Source organism: Microbulbifer sp. MI-G, from assembly GCF_030440425.1.
Classification (GTDB): Bacteria; Pseudomonadota; Gammaproteobacteria; order Pseudomonadales; family Cellvibrionaceae; genus Microbulbifer; species Microbulbifer spongiae.
The window spans coordinates 2,592,133-2,607,626 of the sequence record NZ_CP098023.1 but is presented as its reverse complement, the minus strand read 5'-3'; the positions used below and the strand labels follow the sequence as shown (position 1 = coordinate 2,607,626).

At 57.0% G+C, this 15,494-nt stretch carries 15 protein-coding genes; 7 read left to right on the top strand and 8 right to left on the bottom strand.

All coding sequences use genetic code 11. The features are described 5' to 3' along the window. Window positions 1-302: 302 nt before the first annotated feature. From M8T91_RS10995 to M8T91_RS10975, 5 genes are all read right to left on the bottom strand, one after another. On the bottom strand, window positions 303-1,028 hold the full coding sequence (locus M8T91_RS10995) for an SIMPL domain-containing protein (protein WP_301414207.1): 726 nt from the start codon (window positions 1,026-1,028) through the stop codon (window positions 303-305). 101 nt (window positions 1,029-1,129) lie between these two features. After that, the gene (locus M8T91_RS19030) at window positions 1,130-1,534 is read right to left on the bottom strand and encodes a hypothetical protein (RefSeq protein WP_301414206.1); all 405 of its coding nucleotides are present in this window, start codon (window positions 1,532-1,534) and stop codon (window positions 1,130-1,132) included. A 369-nt stretch (window positions 1,535-1,903) separates the two neighbouring features. Continuing rightward, window positions 1,904-2,398 carry a methylated-DNA--[protein]-cysteine S-methyltransferase gene (locus M8T91_RS10985; protein ID WP_301414205.1) on the bottom strand — a complete coding sequence of 165 codons (495 nt, stop codon included), beginning with the start codon at window positions 2,396-2,398 and terminating at the stop codon, window positions 1,904-1,906. Beyond that, entirely contained in the window at window positions 2,395-3,861 is a 1,467-nt protein-coding gene (locus M8T91_RS10980; RefSeq protein ID WP_301414204.1) for a DNA-3-methyladenine glycosylase 2 family protein, read from the bottom strand. The genes M8T91_RS10985 and M8T91_RS10980 overlap by 4 nt, the downstream gene beginning before the upstream one ends. A 174-nt stretch (window positions 3,862-4,035) precedes the next feature. Then, the gene (locus M8T91_RS10975; protein ID WP_301414203.1) at window positions 4,036-4,725 is read right to left on the bottom strand and encodes a LexA family protein; all 690 of its coding nucleotides are present in this window, start codon (window positions 4,723-4,725) and stop codon (window positions 4,036-4,038) included. An 87-nt stretch (window positions 4,726-4,812) separates the two neighbouring features. Between M8T91_RS10975 and M8T91_RS10970 the strand changes: the two genes are divergently transcribed. Then, on the top strand, window positions 4,813-5,016 hold the full coding sequence (locus tag M8T91_RS10970) for a hypothetical protein (protein WP_301414201.1): 204 nt from the start codon (window positions 4,813-4,815) through the stop codon (window positions 5,014-5,016). Window positions 5,017-5,606: 590 nt separating this feature from the next. Here M8T91_RS10970 and M8T91_RS10965 read toward each other — a convergent pair. After that, on the bottom strand, window positions 5,607-7,283 hold the full coding sequence (locus M8T91_RS10965; protein WP_301414200.1) for an alpha-amylase family glycosyl hydrolase: 1,677 nt from the start codon (window positions 7,281-7,283) through the stop codon (window positions 5,607-5,609). A 479-nt stretch (window positions 7,284-7,762) separates the two neighbouring features. Further along, window positions 7,763-8,518: a TlyA family RNA methyltransferase gene (locus M8T91_RS10960; protein ID WP_301414199.1), complete on the bottom strand. Its 756-nt coding sequence runs from the start codon at window positions 8,516-8,518 to the stop codon at window positions 7,763-7,765. A gap of 126 nt (window positions 8,519-8,644) precedes the next feature. Here M8T91_RS10960 and nhaA point away from each other — a divergent pair, with 126 nt between their 5' ends. The 5 genes from nhaA (at window position 8,645) to M8T91_RS10935 (ending at window position 13,442) form a co-directional block, all read left to right on the top strand. Further along, window positions 8,645-10,075: a Na+/H+ antiporter NhaA gene (gene nhaA, locus M8T91_RS10955; protein WP_301414198.1), complete on the top strand. Its 1,431-nt coding sequence runs from the start codon at window positions 8,645-8,647 to the stop codon at window positions 10,073-10,075. A 133-nt stretch (window positions 10,076-10,208) separates the two neighbouring features. Continuing rightward, entirely contained in the window at window positions 10,209-11,576 is a 1,368-nt protein-coding gene (locus M8T91_RS10950; RefSeq protein WP_301414197.1) for a hypothetical protein, read from the top strand. Window positions 11,577-11,581: 5 nt separating this feature from the next. After that, window positions 11,582-11,965, top strand: coding sequence for an MmcQ/YjbR family DNA-binding protein (locus M8T91_RS10945; protein WP_301414196.1), 384 nt, complete (start codon window positions 11,582-11,584; stop codon window positions 11,963-11,965). Window positions 11,966-12,153: 188 nt separating this feature from the next. Continuing rightward, window positions 12,154-13,008 (top strand): thioredoxin, encoded by an 855-nt coding sequence (gene trxA / locus M8T91_RS10940; protein WP_301414195.1) that lies wholly within the window; start codon window positions 12,154-12,156, stop codon window positions 13,006-13,008. Between the two features lie 107 nt (window positions 13,009-13,115). Continuing rightward, window positions 13,116-13,442 carry a YqfO family protein gene (locus tag M8T91_RS10935; RefSeq protein WP_301414193.1) on the top strand — a complete coding sequence of 109 codons (327 nt, stop codon included), beginning with the start codon at window positions 13,116-13,118 and terminating at the stop codon, window positions 13,440-13,442. Between the two features lie 111 nt (window positions 13,443-13,553). Here the strand turns inward: M8T91_RS10935 and M8T91_RS10930 are convergent, their stop codons facing one another. Next, complete coding sequence (locus M8T91_RS10930; protein ID WP_301414192.1) at window positions 13,554-14,093, bottom strand: NUDIX hydrolase; 540 nt, start codon at window positions 14,091-14,093, stop codon at window positions 13,554-13,556. A gap of 75 nt (window positions 14,094-14,168) precedes the next feature. On the opposite strand from M8T91_RS10930, the gene M8T91_RS10925 reads away from it, so the two are divergent. Next, complete coding sequence (locus M8T91_RS10925; protein WP_301414190.1) at window positions 14,169-15,476, top strand: efflux RND transporter periplasmic adaptor subunit; 1,308 nt, start codon at window positions 14,169-14,171, stop codon at window positions 15,474-15,476. Window positions 15,477-15,494 lie beyond the last annotated feature (18 nt).

Here is a 15,494-nt window from a genome sequence, read left to right as displayed (position 1 = left end):
AAGGGGAATCAGCATCGCCAGTGTGGGCAAATTCCCTTCGCCTGTGCGTTATGATTGAAAAAGGGCAGGTTTGTCCAGAGCACACCTGGCGAAGCTATTTGGCTGTTTTGATAAGGGAGAATTTAAGTCAGCGCTCGTTTTGATGCATGCAGGCCGCTAGTGAATTTATCTAGTACAGAAGAGGTGCTTGGTGCAGATCGTATGATATAACACTAATAAGCTCTGTGCATCGTGCTACTGAGCATCCATTTCTCATGGGAAAATAGTGTTGGAGGCTAAGCAGAGTTACTCAACTAACCCACTTAATCAGTCAGAAAAAAGGTAACATTGGTCACTACCCTTACCTCCTTTTCTATTTTTCTGGTGTCACCATAGTTTTCACCAACGTCTCGTATGACAAACCCCCCTTGTCGTGCGCTTCTTATCCCACCGACTTCAACACCGGCATTTATGGCGAATTCATTGGCTGCGATCCTGGCATTTGTGGTTGCCTCTTTCAACATCGCAGGTTTGATTTTATTTAATTGGGTAAAGTGGTAGGCGGGAGGATTATTTTTGATATCAAGCCCTTGTGCGATTAGTGTATTCAGGTTGGATCTAACCTCAGAAACCAGTCGGACTTTTTGGGTTTCAACTGTAATTTCACCTACCAGTATATGTTCCTCCTCAACCAGTTTCTGGTCTTCATCCCGAAATTCTTTTTTCAGGTAGTTTATTATACCCGGCTGTATTTCATGATCGGTAAATCCACTACTTTTCAGTAAAGAGATGATTTTGTTCTGGTCGGCTTCTGAATCTTTATATAATGCAGGAATTTCCGATTTGCTTTTCCCGGTCACGGTGTATTGTATTGACCAATAAGCGGTATCTGCTTCAACTCGCCTCTCTGCAAGGCCTTTAACTTCAGCAGTATTTAAGGCAACTTTCGATTTATACAGGGTCTGGCTGACAAAGTGCCCTGCGGCAGCGATTCCGGTAGCCAAAAGAAATGCCGCAAAGAGGATGCCAGCTTGGTTATTGTTGTTCATACTGCATTCCGTGTTTATGAATCGCCCAGGTTGAAGAGGTTGATAGTTCAAACTTGTATGAGACAGTTGATAATAGCCATCACTTTTGCCAAAGTCTACCATCAATAGTGATTAGCCCCGCTGTGACAACCCCCATACCAGCCATATGAATACTGTGCAGTGTTTCTCCAAGTGCTATTGTTCCCCGTGAAATGGCGGAAACAGGGATTAAAAATGTGACGAACAGTAGATCTATTGCGCCAGCTAATGCCAATATTATGAAGTGCACCACGTACGCAACTGCGGTTGAGAAAACGGCTAATGCACCAATAGCCATGTTTGCCTGGTATTTCAAGGTCCATAGGGTTATCTGCAATCATTGCTATTGGGGCAAGAAATAGTGCAGATGCAGTTACCTGGCCAGCAGTAATGACAATCGGATTTATGTTCTGCGGTTTGAATCGACGACCAAAAACCCCGGCAAACGCATAAGATAGAGTTGCTCCCAGCACTGCCAATTGGGCCATTACATTGACTCCCATGTCTGCAAATATCGCAGGGCCCATTATGATGGTCACTACTAAAAACCCCAATAGCACACCAATTAACTTGTTTTTTGTGATTTTCTCATCTTAAAAAATGCTTGTCTCAAGTGCAATTCTCAATAAAGCAATGGTTAAAGTTGGCAACTCAGCAATAGCCAATTCAATAAGGAAAATTATCCGTCCCCAAAACTAAAAGGGTTATCAGTAAAAGCCATTTTCTGATACCCATTGATGTTGAAATAAATGTTGATGTTGATAAATCCATTGGAGAGTAATCATATTTATTACAAGCCTATGGATCAGTTTAGGGCCGGTTATCACCGCTACCTTCGAAGCCTGACAAAGCCCGCATCAGGGGCACGGAGCTGCAAATTCGGCTCCCTCCAGAGTCAGCAGGTGTGCCTTCAGTGGCAGGCCGCCGGCATAGCCTGTGAGAGTGCCATTGGCGCCGATTACCCGGTGGCAGGGAATCACCACCGCCACAGGGTTGGCGCCATTGGCGCGGGCTACCGCGCGGATGGCCCGCGGTTGCCCCAGCTGCTGTGCCTGCTGGGTATAGCTGCGGGTTTCACCGTAGGGAATCGCCAGCAGTGCCTCCCACACCCGGCGCTGGAATACGGTGCCGCGAGGTGCCAGGGGCAGGTGGAAGTGCCGCCGCTTTGCCGCCAGGTACTCCCGTAGCTGTTGCGCGGCCCGGTCGGTCAGCGCTGTGGCACCGGGCTGCCAGTCCGCTGCCAGGGGCAGGGGGCGTGTTTTGTGGTGGAATTGCAGTGCGATAACACCGTCTTTGCCGGCGGCGATGTCTACTTCTCCCAGGTCGGTAGTGTAACGCTTGTAATGGATCATCTTCGCTCTCCCGATTTCAATGACTGCCACAGCAACAGGGCGCCGTAGGCGCGCCAGGGTCGCCAGTGCTCGGCCCTTGCCAGAGCCGCTTTGGGTGTTGCTTTTTCATTGGTACTGCCCAGCGCCTGCAAGATACCCAGATCCGAAGCGGGAAAGGCGTCTGGCATGGACAGGCTGCGCATGGCAATATACTGCGCCGTCCAGTCGCCGATGCCCGGCAGTGCAGTGACCTGCTTACACCAGGCGTCGAGGGAGGGCTGGGTAAAATCGATGCGCCCCTCGCGTGTCGCCGCCACAAACCCGCGCAGTGTTTTTGCGCGGCTGCGGGTCAGTCCCAGGCCGGCAAAGTCCGCCTGCGCCAATTGTTCTGGAGTGGGAAACAGACTGTGCTCGGTGCCAGTCTCATCCACAAAAGCGGTCCCATAGCGGGCTACAAGGCGCCCGGCAATGGTGGTGGCTGCGGCCACGCTGATTTGCTGCCCCAAAATCGCTCGCAGGGCAGTCTCAAAGGGGTCCCAGGCGCCGGGCAGGCGCAGCCCCGGTGCCATTTCCAACTGGCGGGCCAGGAGGGGATCGCGTCTTAAGACCGCTGCTATTGCACCGCTGTCCGCATCCAGGTCAAACAGGCGGCGCAGGCGCTGGTTGAGCAGGTAGAGACTGGTGGCGCCCCCCTGGCTGCTGATCTCCACCAGCAGGCGGTGCTGTTTCGGCTCATGGGTCACGCGCAGAACACCGCGGAAGCGGTCCAGTTCAAAACTGCGCTGGTAAACCCCGTCTTCCACATGCTCCACTCCGGCCAGGGCGCGGGTGCCGAGAAAGGCCAGCATCTGTGGCCAGTGCAGTGGCGGGCGATATTCGAGAGACAGCTGCACCCGTGCGGGTGTGCCCTTTGCCACCCCATCGACACTGCCCGCTCTGCGTACCTCCGAGGGGGTGCGCTGGTAGAGCTGCTTAAAGACCCCGTTAAAACGCCGCAGGCTGTTAAAGCCCGACGCATAGGCGATCTCGGCGATTGTCAGAGGGGTGTCGCGCAATAAGCGGAAGGCAAACAGCGCGCGCTCTGTCTGCCATACCGCCAGAGGGCGCATCCCCAGGTGTTCGGCGAATAAACGGCGCAGGTAGCGGCTGCTGATACCGAGGCGTTCTGCGAGCCTTTCCACAGACTGGGGTTCGCGCTCACTGCGCATTAGCCTCAGCGCCCGCTGCACAGTGGTGGAAACCAGCCCCCAGGCCGGGCTGCCCGGCGCACAATCCGGCCGGCAGCGCAGGCAGGGCCTGAAGCCGGCATCTGCCGCTTCCGCTGCGGTGGCAAAATAGGTGACGTTGCGTTCCAGCGGGGCACGCGCCGGGCAGATGGGACGGCAGAAAATCCCGGTGGTTTTTACCGCAGTGAAAAAGCGCCCATCGAAGCGCCGGTCCCGTGCCTGGCGTGCTCTGGCGCAAATTGCTGTATCGAGTGTCATCGACCCCTCCCGTTTCCGCCTCCCAGTGTATGGCGATGGCAGGGTGGGGACTAGTCAAAAACGGCACTGACGGTAACACCAATGCCCGCACAGGGGGTTGGGGGTTATGGAGTTGGACTGGTCAACAGCCAGCAGGCTGATGGGCCAGTGGGGACCTCGGGGCCAGTGCTGTCCCTAGAGGTCGTACAGGACACTTTTGGCCACGCCAATGATTTTGCCGCTGCGGTTCATTTGAATGGGTACATAGGCGGGATTGAGGGATTTCAAATATTGATTGGGCCCGTCTATGACCAGCTTTTTAAGGGTGACTTTTTTGTCACCGGGCAGCCTGGCGGCCACAATGGAGCCGTTCTCGTAGTCGCAGTCCGGGTCCACAACCACGATATATCCCTCCGGGATGGAGAGGCCGTTGGGCGCGGTCATGGCATCTCCTTCCACTTTGAGGGCGAAGGCGCGCGGGCCGACGCGGGTGGTGGTGGGGATCTGCTCTCCGTCTGCCTGGGCAATGCCGTTTTCAAAAGTCTCTGCCCAGGTAACGGCTTTCACCGGCGAAATCAGTGGTACCTGGCGGTAGACTGCACGCACTGCGGCATCACTGGTGTAGGTGAGTGGGGTTTCCTGAATAAGGTTGCCCGGCGCTGGTTTGCCGCTGTCGGTGAAATACGCTACGGATTTTCCCAGGGCTTTGGCGAGTGCTTGCAGGGTTTCCGCGCGGGCATCCACTTCAGCCCGCAGTATGCGACCGATGGTGGTCTGGCCAACGCCACTGCGTTTTCCCAAAGCCGCCTGGGTAGAGAGGCTGGGGCTGTTTCTCATGGCCAGGTTGAGCCTTGCGGCGATGCGTTTTCTGAGCTGGTGTTTCATACCGCTATATTGCCATATATGGCTAACCGTGTATGGCTTGACATTTGAGCCCAATATGGCTAATTTAGCCTTAAATGGGGGACTCCGATGGATACAGGTGGTGACTTGCTTGAAAAAGTCAGGGCGCAACTGCGGGAGCGCCGGGGCCAGTGGAAAGAAATTTCCGAGCGCTCTGGCGTGCCTTACTTCACCCTGATCAAAATCGCCAACGGTGCCACCGAGAACCCCCGTTGGAGAACCCTGGCGCGACTGTCGGAACAACTGTCCCGAGAGCCGGCCACGCCACAGTGAGAAACCGCGCCGCAGGTGTGGATTGGCTGATTCAGTGACCGGGCGTTGGCACTCCGTCTGAGGGGGCCAGGCAGGCGCGAAATGCTTATGGGCATGTCCTCTATACAGGGCGGCAAACGGTTTTTACGTGGTTGCCGTCCGGGTTCGGTTGAGATGACGGGATGGGGAGACACCTGCCCAGTGGTGTGACAGCCGGGAGAGACCGGCATTGAGTAAGTGCAGCCTCCCGTAGTGCGGGGCAGAGTAACCCTGCGGGGGGTATCCAATGGCACGACACGACCGCGACACACTCTGCCTGATTCGCGGGGAAACGGTGCCAAGGGCGATTGCCCCGAGCCGGTGGAAGGCCGGCACCTCGCAGCATTTGATTAAAATGTAAGCGATCAAGTCCCCCCCACCTGAAAGACCAATCGGATTTATTTACTCTCCTGATTTTTAATGGTCAGGGGATTCAAATGGCTACTCAGGCAGAATCCGGTTTCTGGTTGCAGCACATCCGTGCCTGGAACAACGGCGATCTGTCCCCGGTAATGCACTGCAGCGACATGGCACCCGGCAACCTGGGTGGTTGCCGAACTCAAGCGGCCGGATTATTCCCGTTCCGGAGTGACGCCCAGCAGAAGCAGGTCGCTGTCCGTGTCGAAATGAACGCGCCCCTGGACCACCGGGCTCTCAGTGCCGGAGTAGTAGTCCTTGAGCAGGGTGCCATCGGCAAACAGGCCGTACACCGGTAGGGATTTTTTGCCGGTTTCAACGCCGAGGGCGACCAGTACCGGGGGTTCCCCCTCCAGAGTGCGTGAGAAGGTGTAGGGTTGATCCGCCAGCTTGCTGTGTTCGCCGGCCCCCAGTGCCAGATTGGCGCGACGGAACTGCCCCAGTTTGCGCCAGTGGTCGAGCAGTGCCTGGGTAGTTTTGCGCTCCAGGTCTTGCCAGTTCATCAAACTGCGCATAGAGGCATCGCCGCCGGCATTTTTCACAATCATCGGCCGGGCAATTTCATCGCCGTAATAGATCTGCGCAGCGCCCGGCGCCAGCATCAATTTGAGGGCCGCCGCCCTGGGTTGTTTGCGCTCGCGGTCGAAAGAGTGGTGATCGTCGTGCGAGCCCAGGTAGTTGAGTACGCCCAGTCCATCCAGGGCGCCTCCGTGCAGGGCGGAAGAGTAGCGTGAAAATATAGCTTGCGGGGATTGTGCAGCGTGCTGGGCAAAGCCCATATTGATCAGGCTGTCGAATCCATAGGCAAAGAAATCCACTTGCCGGTCGCCAAAGTCGTACACTCTGCCTTTGGTGGGCCCGAAATCATCGACGCCGAAATGGTAGACCTCCCCCAGCATAAAGAATCTGCGGTCGTCGAGCTTCTTATCCGGATTGTCTGCTTTCCACTGTGCCAGTGCCAGGCTGGCCTCTCTCTTCAGTACTGCCCAGATTTCCGGTTCCACATGCTTGGCCGTGTCCACACGGAAACCGTCCACTCCGTATTCCCGCACCCAGTCTGTGAGCCACTTGACGATGTAATACTTGGGCGCGCGCGGGTAACCGGTGCGCGCAAAGAATGCGTCCAATTCGCGCTGTTCCCGCTGCAGGCGCCCCTCTCTGCGCCATTTGGCCACCAGGTGCGGGGGCAGATCCACCGGCTGCTCGCTGTCTGTGCGGATATCCGGCAGATTGCTGGTGAGGGCACAGTGAACATTACCGGCAAAGTTGTTCCAGTCGCACACCGGTGTGGTGCGCACCCAGGCCGCGGGCCACAGGGGGTCCCGCTTGGTGACCGGGCCCGTATGGTTCAAAATGACATCCAGTAATACACGGATGCCCTGGCGGTGGGCGGTTTCGATCACCCGGCGCAGGTCTGCTTCATTGCCGAAGTTGGCGTCCACCGCTGTCCAATCGCGGGGCCAGTAGCCGTGATACGCGTAGGTTCGGCCATCGCCATCATCGTAACCCTGCACCTGCTCCACTACTGGGGACATCCACAGGGCGGTTACACCCAGGTCGCGAAAATAACCAGCTTCCAGCTTGTCGAGCAGACCCCGGAGATCGCCACCGGCAAAACCCCGCAGCAGCTCGGCATCGTCTTTGCGCCCGTAAGCGCGGTCGTTGCCCGGATCGCCGTTGGCAAAGCGATCCGGCAACAGGAAATAGATGCTCGCATTGCGCCAGAAAGGATCCACCTGCGCCCCAGCCATCGCTTTTTCCGCGGCAGTCGCCCCTGCACCACCCAACCCTGCCAGACAGAGTGCGGCAACCATGCTGACCAGCTTTTTCATTATTCTGTTCTCTCAAATTGCCTCTCATCGCTGTTCCACTCTAACGCGGGAACCTGTCGACGCCTCCCCCCGGGGGGAGGCGTAGAACGAATTTCACTGCGAGAAAGACCTTTTCGTGACAGGGAAAAAGACCCATCAGGCCCGTTTGAGGCTTTTTTATGGACTTCACGCATATTCCATGAAATTTAAAACTGGTATGGCTTATTGCTATCCGCTTAAGCTTATTGCTATCCGCTTAATAGGTATCGTAATTCTCTGTGATATTGAAGTTGGCAGCAAAGTGGGAATTGTGCACTTTTTGAGTTTCACTCTAAGTCGCAGTTCAGTATTATGCGGCCTGAACTGGTCACCTCTCTCTTCGTGTCTCACCCATGCTTTAAATTTAAGGCCACTTAAATTCGGGTTATGTGCTTTGGCCGCATACGGCTTTTAAAGCGTGAATCAAAGGAAAAACCGCAGTTTCAAAACCGGCTGCCTTTTCAAGCAGGCACTGCCCACAGTAAAAACTCCCGGTTGCCATCGCCGCCCTGAATCGGGCTCTCGATATATTCCCTGATTTCGAGTCCCAGCGAAAGAATCAAACGGGTTATTCGTTCACGCACTGGGCGGTAGAGTTTGGCATCGCGCACCAGACCACGTTTTCCGATGCCCGCGGGGCCCACTTCGAACTGGGGTTTGACCAGACTTATCAGTTGTCCGGAGGGTTTCAACAATGGGGGTAGCTGCGGCAGGATCAGCAATTGGGAAATAAAGGAAACATCTACCACGATGGCGTCGAAGCCGTTGTCTGCGTAAGGTGCCATTTGGGAAGCTGCCAGTTGGCGGGCGTTAACCCCCTCGAATAAATGCATGCGTGGATCGTCGAGCAGTTTCTGCGCCAACTGGCCCTGTCCCACATCCACCCCTACCACCGAGGCGGCACCACGCTGCAACAGGCAGTCACTGAAACCACCGGTGGAGCAGCCCACATCCAGCGCCTCCCAGCCTTTGGGATTCAGCCCGGTGTGGTCGAGAATCGCGGCCAGTTTCAAACCGGCGCGGGAGACGAACCGGTCCTCTGGCAGGGGGCTGACTTCCAGCGTGCAGAGCGCACTGACGGACTGTCCCGCTTTGCGGGCGGGTGTTAGAGAGCCACCCTCCGAAATCAGAACCCTGCCCGCATCCACCAGCTTTTTGGCGTGGGTGCGGGAATTGGCGAGGTTGCGCTGTACAAGGAGTTGGTCCAGGCGGGTCATGGCTGGTTGTGAAATCCTGACAGGATGGTTAAGGATAAAGGGGGCATGCTAACCTCTGGCACCGGTAGGTAGAAGAGCAGCCCTGGTTTTTGTGGGGCCAAACCTGGCAAAAGAGGATGTCAGCCAATGGCAAAAAGCATTTTGGATAAGTTCAAGATTCGCAAGGGAAAAGTCTTTGAGGCGCCCCTGGAAGGGGCCTTTGGGCGCCTGGTGACCCCCTTTGAGGAATTTATCCATCGCCAAAGCAGCAGTGGCATTTTACTGATGCTTTCTGCGCTGGCGGCACTGATTATCGCCAATTCCCCTCTGCAGGAGGGCTACAAGCACCTGCTGTATATGCCGATCAGCCTCAATGCCGGGGACTGGGTGTTCTCCCTTTCCCTGCACCACTGGATCAACGATGGTCTGATGGCCATCTTTTTCTTCCTCGTGGGCCTGGAGTTAAAGCGTGAATTCATGGTGGGCGAGCTGTCCGATCTGCGCCAGGCGGTCCTGCCGGTAATGGCGGCGATTGGGGGTATGCTGGTGCCGGCCATGATTTACGGCGCCTTTAATGTCGGCGGCGCGGGAGAGCGCGGTTGGGGCATCCCCATGGCCACGGATATCGCTTTTGCTGTGGGCTGTATTGCGCTGCTGGGCAATCGTGTGCCCCGCGCAGTGGTGACCTTTCTGGTGGCCCTCGCGATTGTGGATGACCTGGGCGCAATTCTGGTGATTGCGATCTGGTATACCGAACAGGTGAATATTGCGGCGCTGATTGCAGCGGGCAGCCTTATCGTGATTATGTGGCTGTTGAAAGCGGCGGGCGTACGCCGCTCTCCGGCTTATGTATTTGTGGGGATATTACTCTGGTATGAGTTTCACCTGGCCGGAGTGCATGCCACCATTGCCGGTGTGATTACCGCCATGGCGTTACCGGCCAAGCCGAAGTATGATCCGGTGGCCTTCAGTACTTTTGTGAAAGATATTATCCGCAGTTTCGACCGCTGCTTTCGCCCCGGTGACAAAATCATTGCCAATGACGCCTTGCGCGCACGCGTGATGGCCCTTGGCAACGGGGTAAACCTGGCCCAGTCGCCCCTGCAGCGCATGGAAACCCGTCTGCATATTCCGGTGGGCTTTTTGATTATTCCCATTTTTGCCCTGGCCAATGCGGGCATCCCCTTCGACAGCTTTACCAGCTCCGCTGCAGTCGTCAACCCAGTGACATTGGGGGTTATTGCCGGATTGGTTTTGGGTAAACTGGTGGGCATTGTGGGAGCCACCTGGATCGGCTGGAAACTGGGTTGGGGCCGGCTGCCCAAGTCGGCGAGCTTCCAGCATATTGTCGGGGTGGCGCTGCTCGGTGGTATCGGTTTCACCATGTCCATTTTTATCGCCGAGTTGGCTTTCAGCCGCCAGTACGACCTGCTGATCCAGGCCAAGGCGGGCATCCTGCTGGCCTCGGTGATTGCCGGCATTGCCGGGTTTTTGGTGCTACGCAATGCGCCGGTGAGCGAGGAATTTGAGCCGGGATTGGAACAGGATCAGCGCGAGACAGATGACGGAGCGGTGTGAAAAGCCGATAGTGTCAATGGGCACACCCGCAGGCCGGGCTGACTGGGTTTGCGGCTTTTAAAGCTGGGGTGTGTCCCCGGAAAATAACTTTGGCGTCAAAGCAAAAACGAAACAACTCTGAAGAGCGATAATCATGAAGCGAGTGGTAAATGGGTTGCGCCTGTGGCTTTTGCTGATAGCGGTACTCTTCCTGAGCGCCTGCGGTGGCAAACGCAGCGGGGAAATGGGGATGGACACCGAGCAGGCCGCAGTGGGGCAGGTGGCAGATGGGGAAAATGCAGGCACGGCCATGGACAACATCGCTACGGAGTACGTACAGTTGGTATTGGCACTGGGCAACCACGACAAGCACTACGTGGATGCCTACTACGGCCCGGCGGCATGGCGGGAGCAAGCGGCCCTCAACGGGATGAGCCCGGCACAGATTGCCGAGCGTGGCCGGGAGCTGCAGCAGCAGTTACCGGCACAGGCAGAAATACAGGGGTCTAGTAATGACCTGCGCCGGCACTATTTGAAAACCCAGTTGCGTGCCCTGGTGGCCCACGCGCGCAGCCTTGCCGGGCTGGATGCGCGCAGTTTTGCCAATGAGGCAAGCCTACTCTACGATACCGAGCCCCCCAAACAGGAGCTTGCCAGTTTCGAACCCCTACTGCGGGAACTGGACAGGCTGCTGCCGGGAGACCAGTCCCTGACTACGCGGGTGCAGGCGTTCCGGCGGGGATTTGAAATACCCACAGATAAACTGCAGGCGGTGTTCGAGGCGGCCATTGAGGAGTGCCGGCGGCGTACCAAAGCGCATATTTCCCTGCCGCGCAACGAACACTTTGTGCTGGAATATGTCAGCGACAAACCCTGGAGTGGCTACAACTGGTACCAGGGCGGCGCCCGGAGCCTGATTCAGCTCAATCGGGGCCTGCCGATCACCATTGATCGCGCCATCGACCTGGGTTGCCACGAAGGCTATCCCGGTCACCACACCTACAATGCGCTGCTGGAGCAGTCGCTGGTGAAGGCGCGCGGCTGGGTGGAATACAGTGTCTATCCACTATTCAGCCCACAGTCGCTGATTGCAGAAGGGAGTGCCAATTACGGCATCGACCTGGCCTTTCCCGACGGGGAGAAGACCCGCTTTGAAAGGGAAGTGCTCTTTCCTCTGGCGGGCCTGGACCCGGACAGTGCTGGGAAATTCGACCAGGTGATGGCGCTGGTGGAGAAACTCGGTTTTGCCGGCAATGAAATTGCGCGCCTGTATATCGATGGTGAGATCGAAGGCGACCAAGTGGCACCGCTGTTTGAGCAGTACACCCTGATGAGTCCGGCCAAGGCAAAGCAACGCAAAGACTTTCTCGACGCCTATGGCGCTTATGTGATCAACTATAACTGGGGCAAGAAACTGGTGGCGGATTATGTGGAAAATGGCGCAATGGATGCCGATGAGCGGTGGCAGCGATTTGCCAGGCTGCTGTCCTCGCCGCGTCTGCCCTCCTCCCTGAACTGGTAGAAAATATGATACAGAGAGCGGTATTGCGGGATTACCTGCTTTCCCGCCCCGAGGCTACGGAGGACTTTCCCTTTGGTCCGGCGGTGGCGGTGTTTAAAATCCGGGGTAGGATGTTTGCCACGCTCGGTGACTATCGCGGGGTGGATGCCACCAATTTAAAGTGCGATCTGGGTGAGGCCCAGGCCCTGCGGGATATCTTTTCCGGTGTACTGCCGGGGTACCATATGAACAAAAAACACTGGAATACCGTATTGCTGGATGGCAGTGTGCCGGATTTTGAAATCGAGCGGATGGCGGACCGATCCTACGGGCTGGTGGTGACGGGCCTGCGCAAGGCGGAGCGGCAATCCCTGGAACTGGCTTACGGCGAGGAGAATCTGTACCGCTAGTGGCGCTGCTGGCAAATCCGTCGCGGACACTGGTGCTGACTATTACACTCCAGGCAGCTCCGTGCACTTGCCCTGCCATGCAAGGATGGCGATCGAAGAGATTCTTTAAAACCGGCTTAATCGCCGGGCAGATATTCAACAGATTCCCTGTAAAATGAAACCTGGACAAACCCAACTCAGGAGCGGTTGTGAACGAATTTATTGTCGATGTAACAGCGGAGAGCGCCCAGCAAGTACTGATTGAGGAATCCATGCAGCGCCCGGTGGTGGTGGATTTCTGGGCTGACTGGTGTGAGCCCTGCAAGCAATTGATGCCGGTGCTGGAAAAACTGGCGAATGAGTACGCCGGCCAGTTCCTGCTGGCCAAGGTGAATGCGGACAGCGAGCAGATGCTCGCGGGGCAATTGGGCGTGCGCAGCCTGCCCACCGTGATGTTACTCAAAGACGGCCAGCCGGTGGATGGCTTCGCCGGTGTGCAGCCGGAATCACAAATTCGCGAAATGCTCGACAAGTACCTGCCCAAACCCTGGGATATCAAACTGCAGCAGGCCCAGGCGTTGATCACCGAGGGGAAACAGGGTGCGGCCCTGCCGCTATTGCGCGAGGCGTACAGGGAATCCAGCGAGCGTGAGGATATTGCCAAGCAGCTGGCGGCGCTATTACTCGAGCAGAACCGCACTCAGGAGGCTGACACGGTACTGGGGAAAATCCTGCTCGCCGACCAGGATGCCGAATACCAGCAACTGATGGCGCAATTGGAATTAAAGCAGCAGGCGGCGGATACGCCGGAAATCCAGGCCCTGCAGAAAACACTGCGGGACAATCCCCAAAACGGCGACGCCGCCTACCAACTGGCGGTGCAGTACAGCCAGGCAGATCGCCATCAGGAGGCCCTGGAGCTGCTGCTGGATATCCTGCGCCGGGATATGCACTTTGCCGACGGCGCTGCCAAGCAGACATTTCTGGATATTGTGAAAAGCCTCGGCGCCGGTGATCCGGTTGCCACCCGGTACCAGCGCAAACTGATGACCATGATGTTCTAAATGTACCTATAAACAGCGTTTGGCCGGGCGAAGCAGGGTCTGCACTGCCCCGGTTTTTTACTGGCATACCGCGATGCAGTGTGCTGTTTCCAACGTGGCATTATTCAATGTACAAGCTTTGCCTCTATATTCCCGAAACGCATTTGGCCGTAGTAAAACAAGCGCTGTTTACAGCAGGTGCCGGGCGTATGGGAGATTATGATCACTGTTGCTGGCAGGTACTGGGCAGCGGCCAGTTCCGCCCACAGCCAGGTAGCCGGCCGTTTTTGGGTGAATCCGGGCAGGTGGAGGAGGTGGCGGAGTACCGGGTGGAAATGGTGTGTGCTGAAACCTGTGTGGATGCGGTGCTGGCGGCCCTGTATGAGACGCATCCCTACGAGGAGCCGGCCTTTGACCTGTGGCCGCTGGATGCGCGCTGTGGCCCGCGCCGCTGACAGCCGGCGCCTGATTCTGGCGGTTTTGTCAGTCAGGGCACCAGGCGTCGGGTGTTATTTCACACAAACTTCCCGGGGGGCATATGGTGGCCCTATCACAGAGAGGATCATTTACAGCTTTCGCGAGATGACGCCCCGGTGCAGCGGGTAATGCCCCAGTTGGCTGTCCTCGAAATAATGCTCGAGCGTTTTGTGCATGATGGGGAAGGCGATCTCCGGCCAGGGAATCTCCCCCTTGCGAAACAGTGCCACCTCCAAGGATTCCGGTCCCGGTCCAAAATTGGTATCTGTCAATTCACCCCGGTACATCAGGTAGACCTGATTGATATGGGGAATATCGTAGACCGAGTAGAGATCGTCCATACGGATGTTGGCGCGTGCTTCTTCCCAGGATTCCCGTAGTGCCCCCTCTTCACTGGTTTCGCCGTTTTCCATGAAACCGGCAGGCAGGGTCCAGCGCCCGCGGCGGGGTTCAATAGCGCGTCGGCACAGCATGACCCGGTCTCCGAGATAAGGCAGTACACCCACAATCACCCGAGGGTTGATGTAGTGTATGGCGCCGCAGTTGCTGCACAGGTGGCGGGGGCGGTCGTCGCCTTTGGGGATAGAAAATGTGACGGCATCGCTGCCGCAGCGGCTACAAAATTTCATGACGTCAGTATACCCATGCGGGATTCCAACGCCAGCCTGCCGACTTTTTGACGCCTATAGTTGTTAGAAACCCTGGTGTACAAAGGCGGTCCCCAGTCTGCCATGGCGCGTATTGTATTTTTTGGGCTTGTGTTAGTTGTCTTGTGCGCCTGCGGTGACAGAGATAAGCAACAAAAGCCGCCCCCGCCGCCTCCAGTGGAGGTACTGGTGGTGCGTGAGCAGCCGGTCATTCCGCGCTTTGAGTTTGTCGGTCGGGTAGAAGCCACCGACGAATATAAAGTGCGCCCAAGGGTACAGGGTTACATACAAAGCCGGCACTTTCAGGAGGGAGATACCGTTGTTAAGGGTCAGTTGCTGTTCGAGATAGACCCTCGCCCCTTTATCGCGGAACTGGACAACCAAAGCGCCAATCTGGAGCGGTCCAGGGCCGCACTGCGGGTCGCCGAGCGCAATTTCCGCCGCGGGCGCAGCCTGATTGCCACCGGTGCCATCAGCCAGGTACAGATGGATGAGTTGATGGGCACGTATGAAGAGACAAAGTCCCAGGTCGATGCAGATCGGGCCAAGGTGGAAAGCGCCCGGCTGGACCTCTCCTACACCAAGATCTATGCCCCCCTGACCGGGCGCATCGGGCGCACCGAATTTACCGAAGGCTCCCTGGTGGGCCCAGAATCGGATCCGCTGACCACCATTGTCAAGATGAATCCCATTTATGTGCTGTTCGAGGTGCCGGAGAACCAACTTTATGCCGTGCAGGTGGATACGCAAAGGCGGCGCCGGGCGGGGCTGTCGCCGATAGGGCTGGATGTCCGTATTGAGCTGCCGGATGGCAACTTTTACCCCTACCGGGGCGAGATCGTATTTATCGACAACCAGATTGACCAGACTACCGGCTCTGTTGCGGTGCGCGCACTCTTTCCCAATCCGGGCCAATTGCTGGTGCAGGGGCAGTTCGCGCGGGTGTCCATCCGGGTATTTACCGGCAGCGAGGCCCTTAAACCCCTGGTGCCACAAGCGGCGGTACAGGAGGACATGCAGGGCCGCTACGTATTTGTGTTGGGCGAGAAGAATATTGCTCTCAAGCGCTACTTGGTTCTGGGGCAGCGGGAGGGGGAACTCTGGGCCGTGAACCAGGGGCTGGTTGCAGGAGAGTCGGTGATCGTCAACGGATTGCAGCGGGTGGTGGCGGATAAACCGGTGACACCGCAGAACACCCCGCGCGATCCCTACGATGCCCGGACGCAGCCCGCAGCACCCGCCCGCAAGGGGGAGTTGCCGACGGACTCAGGTACCGGTAGCCAGGAGTTGATTGAAATGCTGCCGGGCATCCGCATTGATAGCGAGTATCCCCAGCCTGAAGGAGCGGTCGATGATTACAAGTAGCCCGATACGGCCGCGGGC